19 protein-coding genes are annotated in these 21,635 nt (G+C 68.9%); 11 read left to right on the forward strand and 8 right to left on the reverse strand.

Annotated features, from left to right (window positions below):
• The first annotated feature begins 32 nt into the window (after positions 1 to 32).
• The 3 genes from ACFWUU_RS17010 to cphA are packed head-to-tail and all read left to right on the forward strand — an operon-like array spanning position 33 to position 5,276.
• Positions 33 to 1,394 carry a glycoside hydrolase family 16 protein gene (locus tag ACFWUU_RS17010; RefSeq protein ID WP_380176615.1) on the forward strand — a complete coding sequence of 454 codons (1,362 nt, stop codon included), beginning with the start codon at positions 33 to 35 and terminating at the stop codon, positions 1,392 to 1,394.
• A gap of 25 nt (positions 1,395 to 1,419) precedes the next feature.
• Positions 1,420 to 2,487: a cyanophycinase gene (locus ACFWUU_RS17015; protein WP_380176617.1), complete on the forward strand. Its 1,068-nt coding sequence runs from the start codon at positions 1,420 to 1,422 to the stop codon at positions 2,485 to 2,487.
• Positions 2,484 to 5,276: a cyanophycin synthetase gene (cphA, locus tag ACFWUU_RS17020; protein ID WP_380176619.1), complete on the forward strand. Its 2,793-nt coding sequence runs from the start codon at positions 2,484 to 2,486 to the stop codon at positions 5,274 to 5,276. The genes ACFWUU_RS17015 and cphA overlap by 4 nt, the downstream gene beginning before the upstream one ends.
• Here cphA and ACFWUU_RS17025 read toward each other — a convergent pair.
• The 5 genes from ACFWUU_RS17025 to ACFWUU_RS17045 all read right to left on the reverse strand — a co-directional run bounded on the left by ACFWUU_RS17025 (position 5,273) and on the right by ACFWUU_RS17045 (position 9,663).
• Positions 5,273 to 6,124 carry a hypothetical protein gene (locus ACFWUU_RS17025; RefSeq protein WP_380176621.1) on the reverse strand — a complete coding sequence of 284 codons (852 nt, stop codon included), beginning with the start codon at positions 6,122 to 6,124 and terminating at the stop codon, positions 5,273 to 5,275. The genes cphA and ACFWUU_RS17025 overlap by 4 nt on opposite strands.
• Before the next feature lie 40 nt (positions 6,125 to 6,164).
• Positions 6,165 to 7,850 carry a Mur ligase family protein gene (locus ACFWUU_RS17030; protein ID WP_380176623.1) on the reverse strand — a complete coding sequence of 562 codons (1,686 nt, stop codon included), beginning with the start codon at positions 7,848 to 7,850 and terminating at the stop codon, positions 6,165 to 6,167.
• 3 nt (positions 7,851 to 7,853) lie between these two features.
• Positions 7,854 to 8,630 (reverse strand): enoyl-ACP reductase FabI, encoded by a 777-nt coding sequence (fabI, locus tag ACFWUU_RS17035; RefSeq protein WP_137254859.1) that lies wholly within the window; start codon positions 8,628 to 8,630, stop codon positions 7,854 to 7,856.
• A 22-nt stretch (positions 8,631 to 8,652) separates the two neighbouring features.
• Entirely contained in the window at positions 8,653 to 9,357 is a 705-nt protein-coding gene (gene fabG / locus ACFWUU_RS17040; protein ID WP_130450391.1) for a 3-oxoacyl-[acyl-carrier-protein] reductase, read from the reverse strand.
• 93 nt (positions 9,358 to 9,450) lie between these two features.
• Entirely contained in the window at positions 9,451 to 9,663 is a 213-nt protein-coding gene (locus ACFWUU_RS17045) for a dodecin (protein ID WP_130450393.1), read from the reverse strand.
• Positions 9,664 to 9,737: 74 nt separating this feature from the next.
• On the opposite strand from ACFWUU_RS17045, the gene ACFWUU_RS17050 reads away from it, so the two are divergent.
• Both ACFWUU_RS17050 and ACFWUU_RS17055 read left to right on the forward strand, forming a co-directional pair.
• Entirely contained in the window at positions 9,738 to 10,109 is a 372-nt protein-coding gene (locus ACFWUU_RS17050; protein ID WP_137254858.1) for a DUF3099 domain-containing protein, read from the forward strand.
• Between the two features lie 190 nt (positions 10,110 to 10,299).
• Complete coding sequence (locus ACFWUU_RS17055) at positions 10,300 to 10,503, forward strand: hypothetical protein (RefSeq protein ID WP_137254857.1); 204 nt, start codon at positions 10,300 to 10,302, stop codon at positions 10,501 to 10,503.
• 49 nt (positions 10,504 to 10,552) lie between these two features.
• Here the strand turns inward: ACFWUU_RS17055 and moaA are convergent, their stop codons facing one another.
• Positions 10,553 to 11,572: a GTP 3',8-cyclase MoaA gene (moaA, locus tag ACFWUU_RS17060; RefSeq protein ID WP_380176625.1), complete on the reverse strand. Its 1,020-nt coding sequence runs from the start codon at positions 11,570 to 11,572 to the stop codon at positions 10,553 to 10,555.
• Positions 11,573 to 11,629: 57 nt separating this feature from the next.
• On the opposite strand from moaA, the gene ACFWUU_RS17065 reads away from it, so the two are divergent.
• From ACFWUU_RS17065 to ACFWUU_RS17075, 3 genes are all read left to right on the forward strand, one after another.
• Positions 11,630 to 12,421 carry an SURF1 family protein gene (locus ACFWUU_RS17065; protein ID WP_380176627.1) on the forward strand — a complete coding sequence of 264 codons (792 nt, stop codon included), beginning with the start codon at positions 11,630 to 11,632 and terminating at the stop codon, positions 12,419 to 12,421.
• Positions 12,348 to 14,192, forward strand: a complete 1,845-nt coding sequence (locus ACFWUU_RS17070; RefSeq protein WP_380176629.1) for a glycoside hydrolase family 15 protein — start codon at positions 12,348 to 12,350, stop codon at positions 14,190 to 14,192. The genes ACFWUU_RS17065 and ACFWUU_RS17070 overlap by 74 nt, the downstream gene beginning before the upstream one ends.
• Before the next feature lie 63 nt (positions 14,193 to 14,255).
• The gene (locus ACFWUU_RS17075) at positions 14,256 to 15,011 is read left to right on the forward strand and encodes an SDR family oxidoreductase (RefSeq protein ID WP_137254855.1); all 756 of its coding nucleotides are present in this window, start codon (positions 14,256 to 14,258) and stop codon (positions 15,009 to 15,011) included.
• Here ACFWUU_RS17075 and ACFWUU_RS17080 read toward each other — a convergent pair whose 3' ends face one another.
• On the reverse strand, positions 15,012 to 15,485 hold the full coding sequence (locus ACFWUU_RS17080; protein ID WP_137254854.1) for a carboxymuconolactone decarboxylase family protein: 474 nt from the start codon (positions 15,483 to 15,485) through the stop codon (positions 15,012 to 15,014).
• Between the two features lie 63 nt (positions 15,486 to 15,548).
• Positions 15,549 to 16,640, reverse strand: a complete 1,092-nt coding sequence (locus ACFWUU_RS17085) for a DNA polymerase domain-containing protein (protein ID WP_137254853.1) — start codon at positions 16,638 to 16,640, stop codon at positions 15,549 to 15,551.
• Between the two features lie 168 nt (positions 16,641 to 16,808).
• On the opposite strand from ACFWUU_RS17085, the gene ACFWUU_RS17090 reads away from it, so the two are divergent.
• The 3 genes from ACFWUU_RS17090 to ACFWUU_RS17100 all read left to right on the forward strand — a co-directional run bounded on the left by ACFWUU_RS17090 (position 16,809) and on the right by ACFWUU_RS17100 (position 21,595).
• A complete protein-coding gene (locus tag ACFWUU_RS17090; RefSeq protein ID WP_380176631.1) occupies positions 16,809 to 18,404 on the forward strand; it encodes a M4 family metallopeptidase in 1,596 nt (531 codons plus the stop codon).
• Positions 18,405 to 18,504: 100 nt separating this feature from the next.
• The gene (locus ACFWUU_RS17095) at positions 18,505 to 20,244 is read left to right on the forward strand and encodes an FAD-dependent oxidoreductase (RefSeq protein WP_380176633.1); all 1,740 of its coding nucleotides are present in this window, start codon (positions 18,505 to 18,507) and stop codon (positions 20,242 to 20,244) included.
• Positions 20,237 to 21,595 carry an adenylate/guanylate cyclase domain-containing protein gene (locus ACFWUU_RS17100; RefSeq protein WP_137254850.1) on the forward strand — a complete coding sequence of 453 codons (1,359 nt, stop codon included), beginning with the start codon at positions 20,237 to 20,239 and terminating at the stop codon, positions 21,593 to 21,595. Before ACFWUU_RS17095 ends, ACFWUU_RS17100 begins: the two co-directional genes overlap by 8 nt.
• The last annotated feature ends 40 nt before the right edge of the window (positions 21,596 to 21,635 follow it).

Below are 21,635 nucleotides of genomic sequence, written 5' to 3' on the forward strand. Positions count from 1 at the left end.
ACAGTGCGCGATGAGAGCGCTCCCATAGGTTCATGCGTACCCGCCCATTAGTACTTGCGCTGCTGGCGCCTCTGCTGGCCGTCGTACCGCTCGCGCATGCGAGTGTGCCGCCGCCTACCGACGGCTGGTCGACGGTGTGGAGTGACGACTTCAACGGGTCGAGCGGCAGTCTGCCGTCCGGCTCCAACTGGATCATCGACACCGGGCACGGTTACCCGGGCGGCCCCGGGAACTGGGGTACCGGCGAGATCCAGAACTACACGAACAGTCCGGACAACGTGTCGCTCGACGGCACCGGGAACCTGCGGATCACGCCGCGCCGAGATGCCGCGGGCAACTGGACGTCGGCGCGGATCGAGAGTCAGCGGAGTGACTTCAAGCCGCCGTCGGGTGGTGTGCTGGCGATCGAGAGCCGGATCCAGATGCCGAACGTGATCGGTGATGCGGCGCTCGGGTACTGGCCCGCGTTCTGGGCGCTCGGTGCGCCGTACCGCGGGAACTACTGGAACTGGCCGGGGATCGGCGAGTTCGACATCATGGAGAACGTCAACGGGATCAACTCGGTGTGGGGCGTACTGCACTGCGGCGTCAGCCCGGGCGGACCGTGCAACGAGACGACCGGGATCGGCGCGAACCGCGCGTGCCCGGGCTCGAGCTGCCAGTCCGCGTTCCACACGTACCGGTTCGAGTGGGACACGTCGGTGTCGCCGAACCAGCTGCGGTGGTACGTCGACGGGCAGCAGTTCCACTCGGTCAGCCAGGGGCAGCTGCCGGCCGACACGTGGTCGAACATGACGTCGCACGCCGGGTACTTCGTGCTGCTGAACCTGGCGATCGGCGGCGCATTCCCGGATGCGCTCAACGGCCCCACGCCGCGCGCATCGACTGTGCCGGATCGTCCGATGATGGTCGACTACGTGGCGGTCTCGACGAAGGGCGGCGGCAGCACTCCGCCCCCGACGACTCCCCCGCCGGGCGGCGGCTCCTCAGCGTACGGCACATTGCAGGCTGAGTCGTACGCGCAGCAGTCCGGGATGGGCCTGGAGACCACCACGGACACCGGCGGCGGCCAGAACCTGATGCAGATCGGCAACGGCGACTGGGCGCAGTACAACGGCATCGACTTCGGCAGCACGGCGGCCACCCAGTTCGTCGCGCGCGTCGCGTCCGGCGCCGCAGGAGGCGTCAGCGGCCTCGTCGAAGTACGCCTGGACAGCCGCTCCAACGCCCCCATCGGCACATTCGCCGTAGGCAACACCGGCGGCTGGCAGTCCTGGCGAACCATCCCAGCCAACATCTCGTCCGTGACCGGCACCCACACCGTCTACATAACCTTCACCAGCGGCCAACCAGCCGACTACGTCAACCTGAACTGGTTCACGTTCGGTCACTGAGGGGGTCAGCACCTATTCTTCGCCTATGTCTGAACTGCAGGGTGGGCCTGGTGCCCTGTTTGCGATCGGTGGGGCCGAGGACAAGCTGAAGAAGCGGACGGTGCTGCAGGAGTTCGTGGAAGCGGCGGGTGGGGCCAAGGCGCGGATCGTGGTGGTGCCTACCGCGTCCGCGCTCGGGCCCGATGTCATCGACGTCTACCGGGCCCTGTTCGCCGCGCTCGGGGCCGAGAGTGTGGTCGGCGTTCGCCCGGAGAACCGGGAGGACGCCGACGACCCGGCTTTCATCTCCCCGCTGAATGACGCGACCGGTGTGTTCATGACCGGCGGCAACCAGCTCAAGCTCGCCGGTGTCGTCACCGGTACGGCGTTCGGCCGCGCCGTCACCGCCGCCCACGCGCGCGGTGCCGCGGTCGGTGGTACGTCGGCCGGCGCGAGCATCCTGGCCGAGCACATGATCGCGTTCGGGCGCTCCGGCGCCACCCCGCGGCAGCGGATGAGCCAGTTGTCCGGCGGGCTCGGGCTGGTCCAGGGCGCGATCGTCGACCAGCACTTCGCCCAGCGGAACCGGTACGGCCGGCTGCTGTCGCTCGTCGCCCAGTCCCCCGGCCTGCTCGGGATCGGCGTCGACGAGGACACCGCGGCCGTGTTCCGCGGCACACACCTGGAGGTCGTCGGCCGCGGCGCGGTGACGATCTTCGACGGCAGCCGGATCACCTCCAACGGGCACTACGCCGGCCGGTCCGAGCCGCTGCTCGCGTCCGGCGTCGTACTGCATGTGCTGCCGGCCACCGCGACGTTCGACCTGCAGGACCGGGTGCTGTTGTCGTTCGGCAAGCAGCCGCCCGCGACGGAGCTCGCCGAGATGGAGGCTGCCGAGGCGGACCTGCGCAAACTGGCCAAGGAGATCGCGGCCGAGGGGGTCTCACCGAAGTACTACGCGGACCGGAAGAAGCGTGCGGGACGCCGGACGACGAAGAAGTCCGCCAAAGCGGTAGGGGCCGGGGAGTCCAGACCGGAGGCGACCGAGCCGATCACGGCCGGCGCCGAATCCGAGCTCCCCGACCGCACGCAAGCAGACAACGGAAACACATGACCGAAACGCACGGCACCCCCGCTCCTGACCTCAAGATCATCGAGACCCGCGTCTACCGCGGCCCGAACGTCTGGAGCTACGACCCCGCGATCCATCTCGTCGTCGACCTCGGCTCGCTCGAGAACTTCCCGTCGAACACCATCCCCGGCTTCAAGGAGCGGCTGCTGGCCGACCTCCCCCGGCTCGACCAGCACCACTGCTCCCGCGGCCGCCGGGGCGGGTTCATCGAGCGCCTGGACGAAGGCACCTGGCTCGGGCACATCGCCGAACACGTCGCGCTCCAGCTCCAGCAGGAGGCCGGCCACGACATGCGCCGCGGCAAGACGCGGCAGGTGAAGGGCTCCCCCGGCATCTACAACATCACCTACGCGTACGCCGACGAAGCGGTCGGCCTCGCGGCGGGTGAACTCGCCGTACGGTTCGTGAACAACTTGGTCCAGCCAGATCCGGCGTTCGAGTTCACTACCGAGCTGGAGAGGTTCATCAAGCAGGCCGAGCGGACCGCGTTCGGCCCGTCGACGCAGGCGATCGTGGACGAGGCCGTGTCCCGGGACATCCCGTGGATCCGGTTGAACAAGGCCAGCCTGGTGCAGCTGGGCCAGGGCGTGCACGCGAAGCGGATCCGGGCCACGATGACGTCCGAGACCGGTTCGATCGCGGTCGACGTTGCCAGCGACAAGGATCTCACCACCCGCCTGCTCGCGTCGGCCGGTCTGCCGGTGCCGCGGTCGGAATCGATCCGCACGGTCGACGAGGCCGTCACGGTTGCGAACAAGATCGGGTACCCGGTCGTGTGCAAGCCGCTCGACGGCAACCACGGCCGCGGTGTCTGCCTCAATCTGCAGGACGCCGACGCGGTCCGGGAGGCGTTCCCGATCGCGGCCGAGCAGTCCCGGCGCGGCTCGGTGATCGTGGAGAACTTCGTCACCGGCAAGGACTACCGCTGCCTGATCATCAACGGACGGATGGAAGCGATCGCCGAACGCGTACCCGCGCACGTGGTCGGCGACGGCATCCACACCGTCGCCGAGTTGGTCGACATCACCAACGCCGACCCGCGCCGCGGTGTCGGTCACGAGAAGATCCTGACCCGGATCACGATCAACGCCGCCGCCCGGCAGCTCGTCCGCGACCAGGGCTTCGAGCTGGACGACGTACCGCCGGAGGACGTGATGGTGAAGCTGACGCTCACCGGCAACATGTCCACCGGTGGGATCTCGATCGACCGGACCTGGGAGGCGCACCCGGAGAACGTCGAGATCGCCGAGGAGGCGGCCCGGATGATCGGGCTCGACATCGCCGGTATCGACTTCATCTGCCCCGACATCACCCAGCCGGTGCGTGAGACCGGCGGCGCGATCTGCGAGGTGAACGCGGCACCCGGCTTCCGGATGCACACGAACCCGACGATCGGCGAACCGCAGTACATCGCGAAGCCGGTGGTGGACATGCTGTTCCCGCCGGGTGCGACCAGCCGGATCCCGATCGTCGCGGTGACCGGTACGAACGGCAAGACCACGACCGCGCGGATGATCAGCCACGTCTTCAAGGGCCTCGGCCGCAAGGTCGGGATGACCTCGACCGACGGCATCGTCATCGACGAGCGGCTGGTGATCCGCCAGGACGCGTCCGGGCCGAAGTCGGCGCGGATGGTGCTGCAGAACCCGCGGGTCGACTTCGCGGTGTTCGAGGTGGCGCGCGGCGGGATCCTGCGCGAGGGCCTCGGCTACGAGCGCAACGACGTCGCCGTCGTGCTGAACATCCAGCCCGATCACCTCGGGATGCGGGGTATCGACACGCTCGAGCAACTCGCGGACGTGAAGGCGGTCCTGGTCGAGGCGGTGCCGCGGACGGGGTACGCCGTACTCAATGCCGACGATCCGCTGGTCCGGAAGATGCGCCGCAAGTGCTCGGGGCAGGTCGTGTGGTTCAGCATGGCCGAGCCGGGCAGCGAGGTCCGCGACTACATCGAGGGGCATTGCCGGCGCGGTGGTCGCGCGGTCGTGCTGGAGCGGTCCGACCTCGGCGACATGATCGTGGTGAAGCACGGTCGCCGGTCGATGCAGCTGGCCTGGACTCACTTGCTGCCGGCAACGTTCGGCGGCCGGGCGATGATGAACGTGCAGAACGCGATGGCGGCCGCGGCGGCGGCGTTCGCAGCGGGTGCGTCGCTGCACGACATCCGGCAGGGCCTGCGGACGTTCAGTACGTCGTACTACCTGTCCCCCGGCCGGTTGAACGAGATCGACGTGGACGGGCGGACAGTGATCGTCGACTACTGCCACAACGCGCCGGCGATGCGGATGCTCGGCGACTTCGTCGACCGTCTCGGCGAGAGCCTGACCGCGTCGTCCGAGCTCGGGCGGCCGTCCCGGATCGGCGTGATCGCGACCGCGGGCGACCGCCGCGACGACGACATCCGCGAACTGGGCGAGGTCGCGGCGCAGCACTTCGACGTGGTCATCGTGCGCGAGGATGCCCGGCTGCGCGGACGGAAACGTGGTGAGTCGGCCTCGCTGATCGAGACCGGCGTACGGGCCGCGATGGCGCAGGGTGCGCGCTGCCGTCAGGTCGACACGGTGCTGGAGGAGCTGGACGCCGTACGCCACGCGCTCAGCCGATCCAACCGGGGTGACCTCGTCGTGCTCTGCGTGGATCAGCACCAGTCGGTCCTGGCCGAGCTGGAGTCGGTGTCGCATCTCGCCCAGGCCGGAGCCCGCTCAGGCGACGAGGGCGGCGACCCCGACTTCGTCCCCCCGGACGAGGAGCCGGCCGAGCCTGTCGCCTAGTTCACCGGTTGGCGGCGGGGCAGGAGGCGGCGTGGGGCCTCCTGCTGGTCGATCCAGTCGAGGTCGTCGGAGAGTACGGCGTCGTTGGTGCGCTCGGCGTACGGGTCCGGGGGCGGCGGTGGTGGCGGGAGGGCGCGGAGCTTGAGCGCCACCATCGGGATCGCCAGGAGCACGCTGACCACCATCCACGGCCAGTACTCGCGCAGGAGCGGCTGGAATGACTGGAAGAACGCCTCCGTCGACGCGTCGCCGACGGCGTCCATCGGCTTGCCGTTCGAGCGGGCGACCACCTGCACCGCCTCGACGAAGCCGTTGCAGACCAGGTAGAACCCGGCCATTGGAATCCACGAGCCCACCGACCGCCAGCCGCGCTTCCAGCAGGCGAAGTACAGCAGCAGGGCGAGCCCGGCGCCGACCAGCAGACCGTTCAACTGCCACAGCCACTGCCAGTCGGCCAGCTGCCCGGCCGGCCGCTGCGCGTACCAGGCCACCGGCAGCGCGAGCGCGAACGCCGCGACCACCGAGCTTCTGGTGCCCAGGGCACCGAAAAACGCGCCGACAGCGCTTGCCGCCAGCAACGTGATCAGCATGTCCCGGTCGGAGAACGAGTTCCCGGTCAGCCACCACATGCCCGCGGCAACGACCAGCACCACGGGTACGGCGGCGCGCACACGACCGATCAGCAGCCCGGCCAGCACACCGCCCGCGAACCCGCCCAGCAGCACGAGATCGATCCGCGGCGGCACGAAGTACGTCGCACCGTCCGGCAGCCCTTTCAGGTACGTCGCGGAGAAGCCGCCCACGAACCAGGCGACCACCGCGGCCGGAATCGACCACAGGTAGCGCATAACAACCCCGTTCCCACCCCAACCGGCGGGCGGACGGGGCTCAGTGCTGGGCTCTCTCGACCTTGCTCTTCAAGGTCTCCGGTGTGTCGACAGTAGCTCCCTCGGACCGCAACCAGGCGTCAAGACTCGCCCGATCCTGCAGAGACATCACGGCCACCACATCCCCGGCCCGCGCCTCCGCGACCAGCGCCTGGGCCGCCTCGAGCTCGGTCGGGTACGCCGGTACGTCGTCGACGCCCACCGATGCGGCACCCTCCCGGAACACCGCCTCGAGCTCCGCCGGCGGCCGTCCGCGCAGGTAATCGGTCTTGTGACCGATCGCCACCCGGTCGGTCGCCCGCGCACCCATCGCACCGAGCGTCGCGACCATGTCGTCGGCCCGGTCCCCAGGCGATCCGAGGGCCAGCATCAGCCGCCCGCCCTCCGGCCGGACGCCGTTCATGATCTCGATCAGGGCCTCGAGCCCGGCCTCGTTGTGGGCCAGGTCGATGACGACGGTGAAGTCGCGCAGCGAGTACATGTTCATCCGGCCGGGGTTGTTCTCGTTCGGCGCGAACGTGCTCAGCCCCTCGACCACCGCAGCCCGCGGCAGCCCGAGCCCGAGCGCCGCCGACGCTGCAGCCAGCGTGTTCTCGACGTTGTAGTGCGACAGCCCCGACAGCGTCATCGGTACGTCGACAACCTTCAGCAACGGCTCCGGGTCGCGGGACTGGTCCAGCACCGTCACGAATCCGTCGAGCACCGTCGTCGCGCGACCGCCCTCGTCGAGGACCGTCCGGATAGACGGCGAGTCGGGGTCACGCGAGAACACCCAGCACTTGGCCGGCGAACCGAGCCGCATCGCGAACGTCCGCGGGTCGTCGCCGTTCACCACGCACCAGCCGCGCGGCCGGGTGATCTGCGTGATGACCGCCTTCACCTCGGCGAGCTGGTCGACGGTGTCGATCCCGCCCAGGCCGAGATGGTCGGCAGTGACGTTGGTGACCACGGACACGTCGTTGTACGCGACCCCGATGCCGCGCCGCAGGATCCCGCCGCGGGCGGTCTCGGTCACCGCGAGCTGGATGCCAGGCTGGGACAGCACCTGCCCGGCGCCGCTCGGGCCGGAGAAGTCGCCGTACTTCACGAGTTCGCCGTCGAAGTACACGCCGTCGGTGCTCGACCAGCCGACGTGCAGCCCGGCCGCGCGACCGATGTGCGCGATCATCCGCGAGGTCGTGGTCTTGCCGTTCGTCCCGGTCACCGCGACCACCGGGACCTTGGGCCGCAGGGTCGGCGGCGGGTTGCCCGGCGGCTCGTCCCGCACCCGCTCCCCCACGGCCGCGATCAACTCGCTCAGATCCTCGGCCCCGAAGGCGTCCAGTACTTCGACGATCGCCGCGCCGAGCGCCCGCGCCCGGGCCTCGTGCGCCCACGGGAACGCGACGACCAACCGCCGTACGTCGTTCTCCGGACGGACCCGTACGCCGATCCGCCCGATCCCGGCCTCGCGGGCGATCCGGCGTACGACGTGACCTGTCACGCGGATCGCGAACCGCTGCCGGAAGCCCGACCCGATCCGGCCGGGCCGGGTGGTCCCGAGACCGATCGCCTGCGCGTACGCCTTGGCCGCCGGTGCGGGTGCATCCACGATCGACGACACGTCGAGTGTCAGCTTGACCGCGGCACGACTGAAGTAGAGGTTGGCGCCGTCCAGGACGCGGAGCTCAACCAGCGAGGTGGCCACCTATCACGCACCCATCGCGTGGTAGCCGCCGTCGACGTGGACGATCTCGCCCGTGGTCGCCGGGAAGAAGTCGCTCAACAGCGCGACGATCGTGCGGCCGGTCGGCTCCAGGTCGGACGGATCCCACCCGAGCGGGGCGCGATCCAGCCACGGCTCCTCGAACTTCTCGAAGCCCGGGATCGCCTTCGCGGCCAAGGTCTTCAGCGGTCCGGCCGAGACCAGGTTGCACCGGATGCCCTGGGCACCCAGATCCCGGGCCAGGTAGCGGCTCGTCGACTCGAGGGCGGCCTTCGCGACACCCATCCAGTCGTACCCGGGCCAGGCCACGGTCGCGTCGAACGTCAGCCCGACAACGCTGCCACCACGACTCATCAACGGCGCGCACGTCACGGCCAGCGCCTTCAAGCTGTACGCCGAGACGTGCACCGCCTGGGACACGTCGTCCCACGGACCGTCCAGGAACTTCCCGCCGAGGATCGTCTCCGGGTTGCCGTACGCGATCGAGTGCACGACGCCGTCCAGGCTGTCGACGTGCTCGCGGACCGCATCCGGCAGCGCGGCCAGGTGCTCGGGGTTCGTGACGTCGAGCTCGAGCACCGGCGGCTCGGCCGGCAGGCGTTTCGCGATCCGCTTGGTGATGCTGAGCGCGCGGCCGAAGTTCGAGATCAGCACGGTGGCGCCCTGTTCCTGCGCCACCTTGGCCGTGGCGAAGCCGATCGACGAGTCGAGGGTGACTCCGGCGACCAGGATCCGCTTGCCGTCGAGGATGCCCACCGGCATGCCCTTTCTGAAGTGGTAAGAGTTAGTTGCCCATGCCGATGCCGCCGTCGACCGGGATCACCGCGCCGGTGATGTAGCCGGCCTCCTCGGAGGCGAGCCAGCGGACCGCGTTCGCGATCTCCTCGGTCAGGCCGAAGCGGCCGAGCGGGATCTGGCTCAGGTACTGCTTCTGGGTCTCCTCCGGCAGGACCGCGGTCATGTCGGTCTCGACGAACCCCGGGGCGACCACGTTCGCGGTGATGCCGCGGCTGCCGAGCTCGCGGGCGATCGACCGGGCCATCCCGATCAGGCCGGACTTGCTGGCCGCATAGTTCACCTGGCCGGGCGAGCCGAGCAGGCCGACGACCGAGGAGATGAAGACGATCCGGCCCTTGCGCAGCCGCAGCATGCCCTTCGCGGCCCGGCGCGCGACCCGGAACGAGCCGGTCAGGTTGGTCTCGATGACCGAGTCCCAGTCGTCGTCGGACATCCGCAGCAGCAGCGTGTCGCGGGTGATGCCGGCGTTGGCCACCAGCACCTCGACCGGACCGTGCTGTTCCGCGATCGTGTCGAAGGCGGCGTCGACCTGCTCCTGGTCGGTGATGTCGCACTTCACGCCGAGGAAGCCCTCCGGCGGCGGGCTGGTGTTGTACGTGACCGCGACCTGGTCGCCGGCCTCCTTGAACGCGGCGGCGATCGCCAGCCCGATCCCCCGGCTACCGCCGGTCACCAACACAGACCTACCCACAAGCCCTCCTCACCCGTCAGCACACAAGTCAGCGGCACGAACGCTACAACGCCGCGGCCCGTCCCCGCTCGACCGGGGACGGGCCGCGGGAGATCAGGAGTCTTCGAGCCGGAAGCCGACCTTCATACCGACCTGGTAGTGGTCGATCTGGTTGTCGACGACATGGCCGCGAATCTCGGTCACCTCGAACCAGTCGAGGTGCCGCAGGGTCTCGCCGGCCCGGGCGATGCCGTTGGTGATCGCCTGGTTGATCCCCTCCTTGGAGGTGCCAACGATCTCGGTGACGCGGTACGTCCGATCGGTCATGCGACATTCCTCTCATCCCTGGCTGCGCGCGGGGCGACGGCGCGGCGTACCGTTGTTCTTGCTGAGGAGGATAGATGTCGCGACACCGTGAGCGGAGCGGCGAACCCGTCATTTCGGTGACGAGCGCACAGCCGGGACGCTCCGAGGATCTGGACAGCCGGATCGTGCGCTACGCCTGGATGATGTCGATCCGGATCGTCTGCTTCGTGCTGGCCGTCCTGACCCCGTCGCCGTGGCGCTGGCTGTTCGTCGTCGGAGCGATCGCGCTGCCGTACTTCGCGGTGGTGCTGGCGAACGCTCAACGGTCCGCGACAGAGCCCGCCGCGGACCCGTACATCGCACCGTCGAGGCTCGCGATCGGGGAGCGTCCGACGGTCGTCGTACCGCAGGACGAGGACCCGGTTCAGGGCCCTCATGACGACCCCCGGACCGACACCGAAAAGTGATCTTGGCCGGGACTGGAAAACTTGCAGTGATCCGTGTCAGAATCTCCCGCGTGCTCTGAAGTTCATGAGTGAAATTCAGGGACTTGATGCGGCGTCGGACGGCTCCCCCCGTGGCTGTCCGACGTCGCTTCATTTTGTCCAGGCTATTGATTATTGAGTCATCAGGAATGCAGAGGAATGGCGCCAGCGCATGAGTGAAGAAGCCGCACCGGCGGTCTGCTCCGCCAAGGGCTGCGGCAAGCCTGCGACCTGGGCAGTGCTGTGGAACAACCCGAAGATCCACACGCCCGACCGGCGCAAGACCTGGCTGGCCTGCGACGAACACAAGGAGAGCTTGTCCGACTTCCTGGCCCGGCGGTCATTCCTGCGCGACGTCCAGCCATTCACCGAGTGAATGGTTCGCTAGCGAAAAACTGTATTTCCGGATTGGGCCGGTATGACGGTCATCCGCCGATCGCGGACATCGGCCGCGACGGTTGCAGGAAGCTCGGGTCGTTGATGCCGTGGCCGGGGAGTTTGTTCCGCATCGCGCGCCGCCACCGGTCGGCCAGTTCGGCATCGTCGGCGCCGTTCCGCAACGCCGACCGGAGGTCGGACTCGGTGCGGGCGAAAAGACAGTCGCGGACCTGACCGTCGGCGGTCAGCCGGACCCGGTCGCAGTCCCCGCAGAACGGCCGGGTGACCGAGGCGATGATGCCGACGGTCTGCGGCCCGCCCTCGACCAGGAACGACTCGGCCGGCGCACTCCCCCGCTTCGACGCGTCGTCGGGGGTCAGCGCGAACCGGCTCGAAAGGGTTTCGAGAATCTCGTCTGCGGTGATCATCGTCGCGCGGTCCCAGCCGTGCTGCGCGTCCAGCGGCATCTGCTCGATGAACCGCAGTTCGTACCCGCGGTCGAGACAGAACTCCAGCAACTCCGGCGCTTCGGAGTCGTTCACGCCGCGCATGAGGACCGCGTTCACCTTCACCGGGGTGAGACCGGCCTGCTGGGCCGCCTCGAGCCCGGCGATGACATCGGTCGCTCGGTCCCTACGGGTGAGCTGCTTGAAGGTCTCCGGCCTGATGGTGTCGAGGCTCACATTCACCCGGTCCAGACCGGCGTCCTTCAACGCCTGCGCCTGCCGGGCAAGCCCGATCCCGTTGGTGGTCAGCGATACCTCGGGCCGGGGCGCGAGTTGCGTCGTACGGGCAACGATGCCGACCAGGCCGCGGCGGAGCAGCGGTTCGCCGCCGGTGAAGCGGATCTCGTTGACGCCGAGGTGCGTCACGGCGACCGAAACCAGCCGGACGATCTCGTCGTCGGTGAGCAGCTCGGGCTTGCCGAGCCAGTCCAGGCCTTCTTCCGGCATGCAGTACGTACAGCGCAGATTGCAGCGGTCGGTGAGCGAGACCCGGAGGTCCGTGGCGACCCGGCCGTACCGGTCCGCCAGACCTGTCTGAGTCGCCTCCTGGATCGCTGTCACCGCACCAGCCTACGTGCCGCGCGTCAGCCGTTTCAGGGCATGGCTTAAGTTCGAGACGTGGGTCGCTTGATGAACGTCCGCTGGATCATCGCCGCACTGGGTGTGCTCGTGCTCGCCTTCGTGTGTGTGCAGCTGGGTCGTTGGCAGTTCCATCGCCTCGACGAACGCAAGGCTCGGAACGAGGTGACCCGGACGAATCTGGCGGCGGCTCCCGCGCCGATCGACCAGATCCTCGGCCCGCCGGCCGTCGTCGGCGACCAGCACGCCTGGCGTACGGCGGAGGTCACCGGACGGTACGACGCGTCGAAGCAGATCGTGCTCAAGTACCGCAACATCGACGACCGGCCGGGGTTCGAGATCGTCACACCCCTGGTCCTGGCCGACGGGAAGGCGGTCCTGATCGACCGTGGCTTCCTGCCCCGGCAGAGCTCGGAACTGATGCCGCTGAAGATTCCGGCCGTGCCGACCGGTGAGGTGACGGTCACCGGGCGCCTGCAGCGCAGCGAACGCGGCGGCCACACCAACGGCGGTGTCCCGGACGGCGGTACCGCGCGGCTGATCAACGGACCGGACTTCGCCAAGGTTCTCGGCCTGAACCTGTACGACGGCTACATGATGGTGACCAAGCAGGAGCCGGCCAACGATCCGGCCTTCCTCGGGTTCCCGGGCCCGGAGATCGACGACGGGCCGCATTTCTTCTACGGCCTGCAATGGTGGTTCTTCGCCCTGCTGGCGGTCGGCGGGCTCGTGTACTTCTCCCGACAGGAGGTCCGCGGTGCCAAGAAGCCCGCAGACAAGCAGCCCGAAGTCGTCGAACGGCCCGAGGCCCGGGCCGGGGCGAAGGATTGAGGACTACGCGCTGATCGGTGACCTGCAGACCGCAGCTTTGGTGTCGAAGCAGGGATCGATCGACTGGCTGTGCTTCCCGCGGTTCGACTCACCGGCCTGCTTTGCCGCGCTGCTCGGCACCGACGACAACGGCCATTGGCGGATGGCGCCGCGGGACGCGGAGGCCGTCAGCAGCCGGCACTACCGAGGCGACACGCTCGTGCTGGAGACCGAGTGGTCGACCTCGACCGGCACGGTGCGGGTGATCGACTTCATGCCGCCACGTGATGCCGCGCCGGACGTCGTACGCATCGTCGAAGGCGTCAGCGGGTCCGTGGAGATGCGGTCGGAGCTGAAGCTACGGTTCGACTACGGTCACGTCGTTCCGTGGGTACGGCGGTCCGACGGCCAGATCGACGCGATCGCCGGACCGGATGCGGTCTCGTTGCGATCCGACGTCCATCAGTACGGGCGCGACCTCGCGACGTACGCCGATTTCCGGGTCTCGGAGAACGACCGGGCCTGGTTCGTGCTGACCTGGCATCCGTCGCACCATCCAGTGCCGGAGCCGACCGATGCGCTGCAGTCGTTGGAGCCGACCGAGACGTTCTGGCAGGAGTGGATCGGCCGCAGCCACAGCTCGACCGATTTCGGAGAAGAGGTCACGCGATCGGTGCTGACATTGAAGGCGCTGACCTATGCGCCGTCCGGCGGGATCGTCGCCGCGCCGACCACGTCGTTGCCCGAAACGCTCGGCGGCCAGCGGAACTGGGACTACCGGTACTGCTGGTTGCGCGACGCAACGATGACGCTGTCCGCGATGCTCCGCGCCGGCTACACCGACGAGGCCGAGGCCTGGCGGAACTGGCTGCTGCGCGCGATCGCAGGATCTCCGGCGGACCTGCAGATCATGTACGGCGTGACCGGTGAACGCCGGCTGACCGAGTTCGAGGCAGGCTGGCTACCGGGGTACGCCGAGTCGGCGCCGGTACGGATCGGCAACGCGGCCGCCGAGCAGCTGCAGATCGACGTGTTCGGTGAGGTGATGGACGTTCTGGCGCTGGCCCGCGAGCACCAGATCGGCGCGTCCGACGAGGCGTGGCAGGTGCAGCGCGCTCTGATGGCTCACCTCGACGACGTGTGGGACCAGCCGGACGAAGGGATCTGGGAGGTCCGCGGCGGGCGGCAGCACTTCACGCACTCGAAGGTGATGGCGTGGGTCGCGTTCGACCGGGCCGCGCGGGCGGTGCAGCGGTTCGGCCTGAACGGGCCGGCGAAGGAGTGGCGGGCGCGGGCGGACGAGATCCATCGGGCCGTCTGCGAGCAGGCGTACGACGCGGACCGGAACACGTTCACGCAGGCGTACGGCAGCAAGGCGCTGGATGCCGCCGTACTGCTGATCCCGCAGGTCGGGTTCCTGCCGGCGGACGATCCGAGGGTGGTCGGGACCGTGGAGGCGGTGCAGCGGGAGCTGACGGCGGACGGGTTCGTCCGGCGGTACCTGACCGAGCACACCGACGACGGGATCAACGACAGCGAGGGCACGTTCCTGATCTGCTCCTTCTGGATGGCGGACGCGCTGGCGATGATCGGCCGGGTCGGCGAGGCCCGCGATCTCTACGAACGACTCGTTGCCCTGCGCAACGACGTCGGCCTGCTGGCGGAGGAGTACGACGTGACGTCCGGCCGGATGCTCGGCAACTTCCCGCAGGCGTTCTCGCACCTCGGCCTGGTCAACACCGCCTGGCACCTGACCACAGCTGAGTCGCCGTTGCGCAAGTCCGCGTACTAGTTCTTGCCCGGGGCTACGAACTGTCGAGGTGCGCTACCCGGTGTAGTGGGGCAGGATGGGGATGTGGACCTCGGACTGCGCGATCGCACCTACATCGTCACCGGCGCCAGCGCCGGACTCGGCTTCGCCACCGCGAAAGCCCTTGCTGCCGAAGGCGCACGGCTGGTGATCTCCAGCCGCAACGAGGAGTCGATCTCGCGCGCCGCGGCCGAACTCGGCGAGAACGTCGTCGGCATCCCGGTCGACAACGCCGATCCGGAGAGCGCGGAGCGGCTGGCAGCGACCGCGATCGCCAAGTGGGGTGCGCTGCACGGCGCGCTGATCAGCGTCGGCGGGCCCCGGCCCGGGACGGCGCTGGACAGCGAGGAGGACGATTGGCGGGCGGCGTTCGACAGCGTCTTCCTCGGTGGCCTGCGGATCGCCCGCGCCGTCGCCCGGGCCGGGTCGGAGGGTACGTCGATCGCCTTCGTGCTGTCGTCGTCGGTGAAGTCCCCGATCAACGGACTCGCGATCTCGAACGGTCTCCGCCCCGGCCTGGCGATGGTCGCCAAGACGCTGGCCGACGAGCTCGGCCCGAACGGCACCCGGGTCAACGGCCTGATGCCCGGCCGGATCTCCACCGACCGACTGAAGGAGCTCGACGCGAAGAGCGGCGACCCGGAAGCGACCCGCCGGGCCCTGGAGAAGACGATCCCGCTCCGCCGCTACGGCAACCCGGACGAGTTCGGCCGGGTCGCCGCGTTCGTCCTCTCCCCCGCCGCCTCCTACCTGACCGGCACGATCATCCCGATCGACGGCGGGGCACTCCGCACTATCTGATCAGCCCCACTGGCCCGGGACGTAGTCGCCGGCCGGCTGCGCGGTCATGACGTTCAGACGGTTCCAGGTGTTGATGCCGGCGATGGCGCCGACCAGCGCGGCCAGCTGGTTCTCGTCGTAGTACTTGGTCGCGTTCAGCCAGACGTCGTCGGGGACACCGCCGGCAGCGTCGGCGATCCGGGTGCCGGCCTCGGTCAGCGCCAGCGCGGCGCGCTCCGCCTCGGTGTAGACGGTGGCCTCGCGCCAGGTCGCCACCAGGTTGATCCGGACCGCGGTCTCGCCGTGGTGTGCGGCGTCCTTCGAGTGCATGTCGACGCAGACGGCGCAGCCGTTGATCTGGCTGGCCCGCAACTCGACCAGCTCGAGAGTCGTGAGCGGCACACCCGCGTCCAGGGCGACCCGGGCGGCCGAGTTGAGGTGCTTGATGAACTTGCCCAGCACCGGGTTGGTGAACAGATTCAGACGAGCGTCCATAACAGCTATCTCCTAGCGAATGAGCGTGTTGATACCCATCCGACGAGACGGCCCGCCGAAGTGTCAGTCCGGCGCGATCCGGTTGCCCTGCTCGTCCCAGTGCTCGGCGACCTTCTTGCTCGGCTGGACGCGCGGCGGCTCCCCCGGCATCTTCGGGTAGTCAGGCGGGAAGTTCAGCTCGCCACCAGGCAGCTCCTCCCACAGCCGCAGCAGCGCGTCGAGCGAGTACGCCGTCTCGTCCATGTCCGCCCACGGGTCACCGTCGACGAGGTACTCCGGGACCGTGTGCAGGTTGAACGCCCGCGGATCGTCCACCTCGGCGAGCCGTTCCCACGTCATCGGCGTACTGACCGGCGCACCCGGTCGGGGACGCAGTGACCACGCGCCGGCGACTGTGCGGTCGCGGAGGTTCTGGTTGAAGTCGAGGAAGATCGACGCCTCGCCGCGTTGCTCCTTCCACCACGCCGTGGTCACTCCGTCGTCGCGGCGCTCGAGCTCGCGGCCGAGGCCGATCGCGGCGTGCCGGACCTCGTCGAACGACCACTCCGGCCGGATCCGCACGTAGATGTGGATGCCCCGGTTGCCACTGGTCTTCGGATAGCCCCGAAGGCCCAGCTCCTCGAGGAGTTCGCGGGCGACCCCGGCCACCCGCCGGGCATCCGCGAACGTCGCGCCGGGCTGGGGATCGAGGTCGATGCGCAGCTCGTCGGGGCGGTCGAGATCGGTCTTGCGGACAGCCCACGGATGGAAGACCAGTGTGCCCATCTGAGCGGCCCAGACGGCCGCGGCCGGCTCGGTCAGGCACAGCTCGTCGATCGGGCGATCGTTCGGCGTCAGCACGCGGCAGGTCTCGAGCCAGTCGGGGGCGCCCTTCGGGAGTCGCTTGGAGTAGAACCCGTCGCCGGTCTGCCGACCGACCGCGTCCACCGACAGCGTCATACCCTCGCGCCAACCGCCTGGCCAGCGCTCCAGCGCGACCGGACGGTCGCCGGAGGCCTGCATGAACGCCGGAGCCACTCCGATGAAGTACTCGCAGACCTGAAGCTTGGTGACCTCGGGAGCCCAGTCGGTTGCCTCGTAGACGACGCGTTCGGGACTGGAAACCCGGACCTCTCGGTCTCCCACAGTGAGCATCACCGCTGTGCTCTTCGCCATGCCGTGACGCTATCGCCCTGCGCCGACCAAAACCCGGAATTCCCCACCAGGTTGCGGGAAAGGCAAGTTTTCCCGACCTCTGGCCACGGTAGGTGACCGGGCGGTAACGTTCCAGCACCTCGTTCCTGGGGCGTGAGGCCCCCGGGACACCTGACAAGGAGCGCGAGGATGAACAGATCCGCCCTGTTCGCCGCTGCCACCGCAGTGGTGACCACCACCGCCCTCGGACTGACCAGCGCCACCACAGCAACCGGCGCGCCGACGGCGGCACCTGTCCCCACCCCCGCCGCGGCCGTCGCCAGGGCCGAGCAAGCCATCACCAGCAACCTGACCGCGCTGCGGGCCACCACGGCCGATGCGTTCGTGGTCAAGGACGTCATCGTCGACGCCGACGGCTCCAGCCACGTGCGGATGGACCGCACGATCGGCGGGCTCCCGGTGCTCGGCGGCGATGTCGTCGTACATCAGGCCAAGGACGGCGCGTTCAGGGGCGCCAGCCTGACGCTGAGCAAGACCGCGAACGTCGCCCGTACGCCGAAGGTCAGCGTCGCGACCGCAACCGCGAAGGCACTCACCAAGGGCCTCAAGGCCGAGGGCAAGCCCAGCCTGGTGATCGAGGCCCGCAAGGGCGCGCCGCGGCTGGCCTACCTCGTCACCACCGGCGGCACCCAGGCCGACGGTACGCCGAGCCGCATCACCACGACGATCGATGCCCTGACCGGAGCCAAGCTGGTCAGCGAGCAGCACATCGAGACGGCGACCGGTGACGGCAAGAGCCTGTACTCCGGGACCGTCCCGCTGCAGACGTCGACCGCCACCGGCGGGTTCACGCTGACTGACGCGACCCGCGGCAACGGCTTCACCGCCGACGCGAACAACAAGACCGACTCGATCCTCTGCCAGCTCCTGCAGATCGGCTGCCCGACGCCGACGAAGTTCGTCGACGCCGACAACCATTGGGGCACCGGCACCACCGCCGACCGAGCGTCGGCGGCCGTCGACGCGCACTACGGCGCCGCGACCACGTTCGACTACTACAAGAACGTGCACGGCCGGAACGGGATCTTCGGCGACGGCAAGGGCGTCCCGAGCCGCGTGCACTACGGCACCAACTACGTGAACGCGTTCTGGGACGGCAAGCAGATGACGTACGGCGACGGCGACAACGTCGCGGCGGGTCCGTTGGTCTCGATCGACGTGGCCGGCCACGAGATGTCCCACGGCGTCACCGAGCACACTGCCAACCTCACCTACTCCGGTGAGTCCGGCGGTCTGAACGAGGCGACCAGCGACATCTTCGGCACCCTGGTCGAGTTCTACTCCAACAGCGCGGCCGACCCGGGCGACTACTACATCGGCGAGAAGATCATGAAGGACCGCCCGGCGCTGCGGTACATGGACAAGCCGAGCAAGGACGGCCAGTCCCCCGACTGCTACAGCTCCGGCGTCGGCAACCTCGACGTGCACTACTCGTCGGCGATCGCGAACCACTTCGCGTACCTGCTCGCCGAGGGCACCGGCGCGAAGACGATCGGCGGCCTGCCGCACAACTCGCCGACCTGCAACGGCTCGTCGGTCACCGGCATCGGCCACGACAAGCTCGGCAAGATCTGGTACCGCGCGCTGACGACATACATGACCAGCGGTACGACGTACGCCCAGGCCCGGACCGCGACGCTGAACGCGGCCACCGACCTGTACGGCGCCACCAGCATCGAGCGCGCGACCGTCGCCGCCGCCTGGTCCGCAGTCGCCGTGAACTAAAGGGTTTTGCCGGATCCCTGTCCCACTGGGGCGGACAGGGATCCGGTGAACAAACGCTTTACGCATTGCCACACGGTTTGTGCGGACCTACCGTCACACCATGGGTGGGGAGCCCCGGGGGCATCGTGAACCGAAACGGCCGCGCTTGAAGGCGGCCAGACCGCTACTGCTCGTCGTCGACGCTGACCCGGAGCGTCTGGAGCGTTGCGAAACGGAGTTGGACCGCGGCTTCGGCGCCGACTTCCGCGTGCGGGGCGAGGCGACGACCGCGGCTGCGTTGGACGTTCTACGCCGAGCACACGAGTCGGAACAGCGGGTCGCCGTCGTCATGGTAGACAACGCGCTGCCCGACAACGAACGCGCCGATCTGTTCGCGGCCGCACGAACCCTGCATCCGGACGCGCGCCGTGCGCTGCTGATCGAGTGGGGCGCGTGGGCCGACCGTACGACGGCATCCGCGATCCTGACCGCGATGTCGGTCGGCGATATCAACTACTACGTACTCAAACCGTGGATCGGGCACGACGAGCTGTTCCACCGGACCGTCGCCGAGTTCATCCAGGAGTGGTCGCGGTTCGAGGTTGCGAACCTGCGCGAGGTCGTGGTGATCGCGGCCGAGCTCTCGGTCCGGGGCCAGGAGATCCGCAGCCTGCTGGCCCGCAACGGCATCCCGAGTGCGTTCCGGGCCAGCGGTACGTCGCTCGCGAACGACGCCCTGGAGTTCATCGGGGAGCCGGATCCCGGCGACGGGGTGCTGGTCTGGATGCCGGCGATCGGCGGCACCGTGCTGCACGATCCGACGGACGTGGAGATCGCCGAAGCGTGGGGCGTGCCAACGACATTGGCGTCGGACGACACCTCGTTCGACGTACTGGTGATCGGTGCCGGTCCGGGTGGATTGGCCGCCGCGGTATATGCGTCGTCGGAGGGTCTGCGGACGCTCGTCGTGGAGCGGGAGTCGATCGGCGGACAGGCCGGGACGAGCTCGCTGATCCGGAACTATCTCGGGTTCTCGCGCGGTATTCGCGGGTCGGACCTGGCGCAGCGCGGGTACCAGCAGGCGTGGGTGTTCGGCGCGCATTTCGTGCTGATGCGGACGGTCGAGCAAATCGAGAAGCGCGAAGGCGAGTTCCGCGCGGTGATCGGTGACGTCGGCGAGGTGACCGCGCGGGCGGTGGTCCTGGCGACGGGCGTCACGTACCGGCGGCTCAACGTTCCCTCGCTGGAGAAGCTGATGGGGAACGGCGTGTACTACGGCGCGAGCGTGTCCGAGGCGCACGGGCTGATGAATCGCGACGCCTGCGTGGTCGGCGGCGGGAACTCAGCAGGGCAAGCGGTCCTGCACCTCGCGCGCTACTGCCGGCGGGTGCTGCTGGTGATCCGCGGCGAGGACCTGACGGCGAGTATGTCGAAGTACCTGATCGACGCGATCGATGCCGCTGACAACGTCACGGTCCGGTCGTCGAGCGAGGTGGTCGACGGTGGCGGCGACGGGCGTCTGCAGCGGATGACGTTGCGGGATCGCAAGACCGGTGAGGAAGAGACCGTTCCGATCGACGGATTGTTCGTGATGATCGGCGCGGTGCCGGGGACCGATTGGCTGCCGGAGGGCGTGGCACGGGATCCGCGCGGGTTCGTGCTGACCGGGTCGGATGCGGCCGCGGATCCGGCCTGGCAGGAGGACCGGCCGCCGCAGCCTTACGAGACGACGGTTCCCGGACTGTTCGCGATCGGCGATGTGCGGTCGGAGTCGGTGAAACGGGTGGCCTCGGCGGTGGGCGAAGGATCCGTGGTCGTTTCACAGATCCACACCCATCTCAGGGTCTCCTCGGATGCCTGAACGGCGGTTCGTCTACACGCCGGCGATGGTGGCGCTCACCGCGCTGGTGCTGCTGATACCGATCGCGGGACTGGTGTTGCTGCTGCGCAATCCGCGGCTGGATCTGCATTGGGAGCATCACCCGACGCACTTCTGGCTGGTGCTGCTGACGGCGGGGCTGAGCGCCGTACTGGCGTATCTGACCGGTGCCGCGGCGCTGCGGCGAGGTGATGCACGGGTGCTGTTCGTCTCGCTGGCGTTCCTGTCGGCGGCCGGTTTTCTCGGACTGCACGCGCTCGCGACGCCGAAGGTCCTGCTGGACACACAGAACGCCGGCTTCACGCTCGCGACCCCGGTGGGCGTCGCGCTGGGGTCGGTGTTCGCCTTCCTGTCGAGTTTGACCATCTCCGGCGTCACCTGGGGCCGTCGTCTCCGCGTCGCCCTGCTGCTCCTGATGGCGTTGTGGGCGGTGGCCTCGGTACTGCGGTTGCCACCGCTGCACCAGACGTCTGTACCGGAAGTTGCCGACGGCATCCTGACCGCGCTCGCCATCCCCGCGATCATCCTCTATGCCGTTGCCGCCGGGCGGTATCTGCAGACGTGGTGGGCGCGGCCGTCGTTGATGCTGCTGTCGATGGTCTCCGCGTTCGTGCTGCTGGCCGAGGCGATGGTCGCGCTGGTGTTCGCGCGGAACTGGCACCTGTCCTGGTGGGAGTGGCACGCACTGATGCTGGCCGCGTTCATCCTGGTCGTGGCCGGTGTGCGGATCCAGTGGTACGAGGAGCGGTTCGCCGACCTGTACCAGGCCGACACCGTGTCCGGCGAGCGCGAGCTGAGCGTGCTGTTCGCGGACCTGCAGGGGTTCACGACGTTCTCCGAGAAGCACGAGCCGGCCGAGGTCACGGCGATGCTCAACACGTACTTCGAGGTCGTCGTACCTCCCGTCGTACGGCGGCACGGCGGGGACGTCGACCGGATCATCGGGGACGCGCTGATGGTCACGTTCAACAAGCGGGGCGACCAGCCGGACCACGCGTACCTGGCCGCCGCCGCGGGACTCGCGCTGCAGGCGGCAGCGGCCGCGGTCCGGGCCTCGCACCCGAACTGGCCGGAGTTCCGGGTCGGGATCAACAGCGGGAACGCGTCGGTGAGCCTGCTGGGCACCGAGGGCGGCCGGACGCACACGGTGATCGGGGACACGGTCAACGTCGCGTCGCGGATCGAGGGCAAGGCTCCCGGCGGGGCCGTCGCGATCGGGCCGGCGACGAAGGCGCTGCTGCCGCAGGCACGCACCGAGTCGCTCGGGCTGCTCAGTCTGAAGGGCAAGGCGGAGCCGATGGAGGTCTACCAGCTCCTCGCGCTGGGCGAATGATCACCCGTGTGTTCGGGGCGCGCACCGGCTGTTCATGTGT

Origin of the sequence: Kribbella sp. NPDC058693, from assembly GCF_042715335.1 — a bacterium.
Classification (GTDB): domain Bacteria; phylum Actinomycetota; class Actinomycetes; order Propionibacteriales; family Kribbellaceae; genus Kribbella; species Kribbella jiaozuonensis.

Bases quoted from the DNA above. Each gene is read 5' to 3' on its own strand.
- ACFWUU_RS17010 (WP_380176615.1), top strand. From the start codon at position 33: ATGCGTACCCGCCCATTAGTACTTGCGCTGCTGGCGCCTCTGCTGGCC.
- ACFWUU_RS17015 (WP_380176617.1), top strand. From the start codon at position 1,420: ATGTCTGAACTGCAGGGTGGGCCTGGTGCCCTGTTTGCGATCGGTGGG.
- cphA (WP_380176619.1), top strand. From the start codon at position 2,484: ATGACCGAAACGCACGGCACCCCCGCTCCTGACCTCAAGATCATCGAG.
- ACFWUU_RS17025 (WP_380176621.1), bottom strand. From the start codon at position 6,124: ATGCGCTACCTGTGGTCGATTCCGGCCGCGGTGGTCGCCTGGTTCGTG.
- fabI (WP_137254859.1), bottom strand. From the start codon at position 8,630: ATGCCGGTGGGCATCCTCGACGGCAAGCGGATCCTGGTCGCCGGAGTC.
- ACFWUU_RS17045 (WP_130450393.1), bottom strand. From the start codon at position 9,663: ATGACCGATCGGACGTACCGCGTCACCGAGATCGTTGGCACCTCCAAG.
- ACFWUU_RS17050 (WP_137254858.1), top strand. From the start codon at position 9,738: ATGTCGCGACACCGTGAGCGGAGCGGCGAACCCGTCATTTCGGTGACG.
- ACFWUU_RS17055 (WP_137254857.1), top strand. From the start codon at position 10,300: ATGAGTGAAGAAGCCGCACCGGCGGTCTGCTCCGCCAAGGGCTGCGGC.
- ACFWUU_RS17080 (WP_137254854.1), bottom strand. From the start codon at position 15,485: ATGGACGCTCGTCTGAATCTGTTCACCAACCCGGTGCTGGGCAAGTTC.
- ACFWUU_RS17085 (WP_137254853.1), bottom strand. From the start codon at position 16,640: ATGGCGAAGAGCACAGCGGTGATGCTCACTGTGGGAGACCGAGAGGTC.
- ACFWUU_RS17090 (WP_380176631.1), top strand. From the start codon at position 16,809: ATGAACAGATCCGCCCTGTTCGCCGCTGCCACCGCAGTGGTGACCACC.
- ACFWUU_RS17095 (WP_380176633.1), top strand. From the start codon at position 18,505: ATGGGTGGGGAGCCCCGGGGGCATCGTGAACCGAAACGGCCGCGCTTG.
- ACFWUU_RS17100 (WP_137254850.1), top strand. From the start codon at position 20,237: ATGCCTGAACGGCGGTTCGTCTACACGCCGGCGATGGTGGCGCTCACC.